4 protein-coding genes are annotated in these 5,275 nt (G+C 30.4%); all 4 read right to left on the minus strand.

The features are described from left to right. A partial coding sequence (locus Q0C58_RS11145) for a Rieske 2Fe-2S domain-containing protein (RefSeq protein WP_290701475.1) occupies positions 1-247 on the minus strand: 247 nt, incomplete at its 3' end. Positions 248-275: 28 nt separating this feature from the next. Beyond that, positions 276-3,812 (minus strand): metallophosphatase, encoded by a 3,537-nt coding sequence (locus Q0C58_RS11150; protein WP_290701479.1) that lies wholly within the window; start codon positions 3,810-3,812, stop codon positions 276-278. 20 nt (positions 3,813-3,832) lie between these two features. Further along, positions 3,833-4,213, minus strand: coding sequence for a hypothetical protein (locus Q0C58_RS11155; RefSeq protein ID WP_290701482.1), 381 nt, complete (start codon positions 4,211-4,213; stop codon positions 3,833-3,835). A 453-nt stretch (positions 4,214-4,666) separates the two neighbouring features. Further along, a partial coding sequence (locus Q0C58_RS11160) for a CRTAC1 family protein (protein ID WP_290701484.1) occupies positions 4,667-5,275 on the minus strand: 609 nt, incomplete at its 5' end.

Genomic DNA, 5,275 nt, shown 5'->3' on the forward strand with positions numbered 1-5,275 from the left:
CTTTATTATTGTATTCTGAAACGCCAGAATCAACACGATAATCCCAACCGTGAACACCACAAATTAGGTTATGACCATCTACGTGACCGTCTGACATTAAAGCGCCTCTGTGTAAACACCTTCCGTAAAGTACAGAAATGTCATCATCAAATTTCACAATAACTAAATCTAATCCGTTTACAAGTGCGTGTTCTGGTTCCTTATTTTCTAATTTGCTTACTTGAGCAATTACTATTGGTTTTTTCATATAACTATACTTTATATTATTTTTTTATTTAAAAAGCGAAGCCTAACACAAATGCAATTCTTCCACCATCACTACTTCCGTAATATCCTAAATTAGCTGTAAATGTATCCAATCCACTAATCCAGAAAGAACCACCAACATTGTTATGCCATTTGTCTGAATTATCATCATCTAACCAAACACGACCATAATCGAAACCTCCTGTTACTCCATATTTAAGAGGAATAAAAGTGCTCTTAAATTTACCTAAACTTAATCTTAAATCGGTAGTATGGAATACAGAATATTTACCTAAAAAACGTTCTTTTCTAAATCCACGTAAATTATCACCACCACCTAATTGTGCTGCGTGATACAATTCAAAATCATCTCCAAGAATAGCTTCTCCTCCTATTTTAGTTGCTAACACTAAACTAGCGCTTCTATTTAACCTATGATCTATTGCTATATATGGTTTAACATAACCAAAATTATTATCTATATCTACTCCATTTATATCTCCTGTTACATTTGTTTTATAACCAGCTGTAATACCTAAATCTAGTCCCATAGTTGGAAAAGATCCATCATCTTTATTCTTAAAACTGTAATTTACCTCTGCTCCAACATAGGTTTGTTCTTCAAAAACAGAATTATCTGAAGATAAGGCAAGATTTACAAATCTATCTAACTCTTCTGTATCCACTTCAAAAGATTCTATTAAAGGCTTAAAGTAAAAAGAACCTCCATCTCTACCTCTCCATACTAAAGAAATAGCAGCGCTCCATTCTCTAATGCTTACACGATTAAAATCTATTTCTACTTCATCACTATTGTATTGGGTATCATTTCCAAAACCAAAGAAATTTTGCGCAAAGTTTGGACTCGTATATTTTCCTTCTACTGCAAAATTCCAGTTATGAAAGATATTTGAAAACTCTCCTTTATATGATAAATCGTAACCTGAGTTACCAGTGTAATATGAAGCACTTACAGAATGTTTTGTTGTAAACGGATTACGTTGAATACCATAGGTTGTAAAATTATTTGTAACACCTATTTGAAAACCATCATCTGGGTTTGCGCCAATAAGTGGTATAATTTGATTGGTTCTATGTTTTGTTTTTTTATAGTCGTAATTATTAATTTCATAATCATCTACCAACCATTTCTTAGAACGACTATTTATAATGGTGTTGTCTTTACCTTTATAATCGTAAATTTTAACTTTTTTGGTATTCTCGAAATTATAAGTGTCATTTTTCTTTCCACCTATTACTTTAATTTTAATAAAATCGTCTCCTTCACCAGTAACATTAAAAGTGTCTTTTCCATCTAAACCATAAATCCAAATTTCTTTAGTTTCATCTTTAGTAAATGTTCTATTAAACACATCAAGATCTTTTCTATAAGCAGTAATAGTCGTTTTCCCATCTGCATGTCTTACAATATCAAACTTATCTGATTTTTGAGTTCCTGTAATAACTTCGTGTTCATTTACATACTCGTAATAAGCTTTTGCTATATCTACAATATTAGCACGTCTTCCTTTTAATTTCTCCTTAATTTCTTCAATAGTTTGTCCTTTAATTTCTTCAGGAATGTTTGTAAAAGCAGCTTCTATAATTTCGTCTGTTATACCAGTTTGTAGTGCTTTTGCTTCTCTTTCCCAATCTTCCCAATTAGACATATTAATAAAAGTCATATCTAAAGGATAAGGCTCAAAATTAAACCACTTAGGGCTTGGCAACTCTGCATCAAACGGTTGCATCATACGTAAATTAGGTACTGCAAAACGTAAAAAACTTAATGCGCCTCCATCAAAAAGTGAGAATGCTTGATCTCTATCTCTAGGAATAGGTTTGCAAATCTCTGTACCATCTGCTTTTTCAAAAACAGCCCAACGCCATTGATCTTGGTGTCTGTCCCAATCTCCAATAAGCATATCGAAAAGTCTTGCTCTAATGTAAGAAGACTCATCTACTAAAGATTTACCTGATTTATTTATTTCTTGTAATACATCACTGGTGCTTAAAATGTCTTTAGGTTTACCAAAACTAGCTAAATCTTTATGATTTGATTCTACACGCTCTTCCATAAGATAAAGTTCGTCTCCATAATCATCATTAAAAACACCTAAAGCTTCTTGTTTAGGAATATAATATAATTCTGGATTTGTATGAAAAACATCTACTGCATCTGCTAAAGCACCAATAGCAGTAGGCGTATATGGATGTGCTGTTGTATAAAAATCTGACAAAAAGCTATCCGCAAAACTACCATCTAAGTCCTCTTCTACATATTTATCTTGAAATGCTGTAGATTGTAAAAATTGAATAGCACTTTTTCTAAGTGCTCTCATTACAAATTGCCTACCGTCTTTAGTCTCTAATCTTAAAGATTTAGATTGGTGACCACCACCACGTCTTACAGGAGTTAGACCTCCTTTTAAAGTATCTATAAATGCTACTTTTGCTTTTACTTGTTTACTATAGAATTCTCTATAATGTTTTCCCCAAAAACGTTTATAAGCTGCACTTTTATCTGTTTCTTCAGATGAATATACTGAAGAACTAAATGTTTTACCGTAGCTATTTCTAGCTTTATAATTAGCAGGTATTTCTTCTTTAACAGGCACAATAACTTGAGTTGTATAAGGTGCTTCTATACCTTGAAAAGTTACACTAACAGCTCCTCCTTTGTAAAGGTCTATACGTGCATAACCGTTTTTGGTTGAGGCAAAATCCTCATCGTTTTCACAGGTTGCTTTTTTAGTTTTACCAGCAGCTCCACTTATAATTTGTGGTATTCCATTTCTGATAATGTACTGTATGTTTTTATCGTGACCAGAAACAAAGAATATGTCTCCAGTTTGACGTGCTAACGTAATTATACGATTTCTAAATTTTGAATTTTGTTTGTTTTGAAAATTATTTATAGATGCACCTCCAGTTCTTGCAAGTAATCCTTCATTTGTATTAGAAAACACAGGATGATGAGAAGCTACCATAATGGTTTTACCTTGAGATTTTTTAAGTATACTTTCAAACTCCAAGAAAAAATCTGTTCTGTTTTTAATATCACAATCTTCATTAAGGTAAATATGGTCATTCCAATTTTCAAGATACCATTGCGAGTCGATAGTAATTAATACAACATCGTTGGTTAAATCTTTTTTCTTTATCGGACAACCATCGTTTGGATAAAATTTAGCATCGCTATTTTTTTGAATAAATTTCTCTAATTTTCTAACACCTCTGTGTCCATTATTAGCCCATTCATTCTGTCCAGGCGTAAAATAAACATCGCCTTTAAATGTTTTAATAGTTTCTAATTGAGCTTTTACTGAAGCATTATTATCTTCAAAATATCCTTCTTTTGACACAGTATTACCCAATACCAGCAATTTAGAGTTTTGAAGCGTTTTAGATTCGTCTTTAATTTTAGTTAGTACAGAATTATCATCTGTTGTTCCTGTATTAGCTGTAACAAAAACAGAAGTTTCTAATTGTTGAGCAGCTGTAGAAAAACTAACGAGCGTTAGCATAATTAATATGCTTGTTCTTAGTGGTTTTAAAATATTCATGGTTGTTTAAGATTGTTGAATTATTTACTGTTATTTAGTTTTTGATAATAAATTTTTAAAATAATTAAGCTACTAAAAAGTAATAAAGAATAGTAGCACATAGGTGTTCCAGATGTTGTTTTTGGACATTCAGCATGTTCTGTATATTGCATAATAGATGCTACTAAAGCAATACTACCTGCTAGACCTGTAAATAAAAAATACAAGACATTCCACTTTTTTAATACATGAGATATTAGTGGTACGATAAAACAAATTAAGATAACCAAACACATTGGTATATGCATTATTTTTGGACAACCTTCACCTGTTTTAAATTCTTCTATAACTAATCCTCCTGCACCAAATACTCCTAGAATTAGGATAAATAGAATACTAAAATATATGAATTTTTTTATCATTAATTTTTATTTCTAATTATACAAATAGAATATCTTATCCTTTTACAGTATTCTTAAACTTAGCTTTTTTTTTATATACATTACAGTAAAATTCTGTATAAATGCATACTATAAAAACTATGCAATTTTATTATCTGTAGATTTTTACGCAAGCTACTTCCTTATATTAATTTAGTAAAGCTTATTTTTTTAAATAGTTACTTTAAGCGACAAACTAAATAGGTTTATTTATTACTATATAAAAACTTATAATTCCTCACTAACATATATTATTAACTTAGCTTTAATACTATTCATAACAATATTATATTTAGATATTTATCAGAAAACAAAAACAACTGCAATTAACTTATATAGAATTAATCTCTTATGCAATCATTAAAAATCAATAATATTTCACACATTAAATATGAGTTGATTTTTAGAATAACTAATTTAAATTTTTCACTTCTACTATTTTATTTCTTCAGAAGTTTCATCGTTGGCTGTTTTATTAGTTGTTTTATGTTTTTCAACTTCTGTTTTTAAATCGATAATGGTATTAATTTTTGGGTTGTCTATGCTAATTTCTTTATCGTTAGCTAACGTCACTTTAATATTTAAAACTGTAGATTCCTCGCCTAATCCAAATTGTAATAATGCAGTTTGATCACTAGCTAAGCCTTCTCCAGTTACTAGCCACTCTGTTAATTTTTTTGTAGGTGTAGTTACAGTTACTTTTGCTCCTTGCACGTTAACAGATTCTCCTAAATCTACTTGTAGATAGTTGTTAGTTCCTCCTTTATTTATGTATGCTAAAGATGGTGTGTCTATATTTACCCAAATCATATCCAAGTAACCGTCTTTATTAAAATCACTAACTAAAGAAGTGATTGCAAAATGAGGGTTAACAACTCCACTTTTTTCTTCGGTAGGCGCAAAAGTTCCATCTTCTTTTTGCACTAAGAATCTACTTTTTAATCGAAATAATTTATTAGGTGCTAGATCTACATAATTTTCGGCTACCATTAAATCTTGTAAACCATCATTGTTCATATCTGCAAAGGTACAGCCCCAAGAAAA

This window comes from Lacinutrix sp. (assembly GCF_023299985.1).
In the GTDB taxonomy this organism is placed as follows: Bacteria; Bacteroidota; Bacteroidia; order Flavobacteriales; family Flavobacteriaceae; genus Lacinutrix.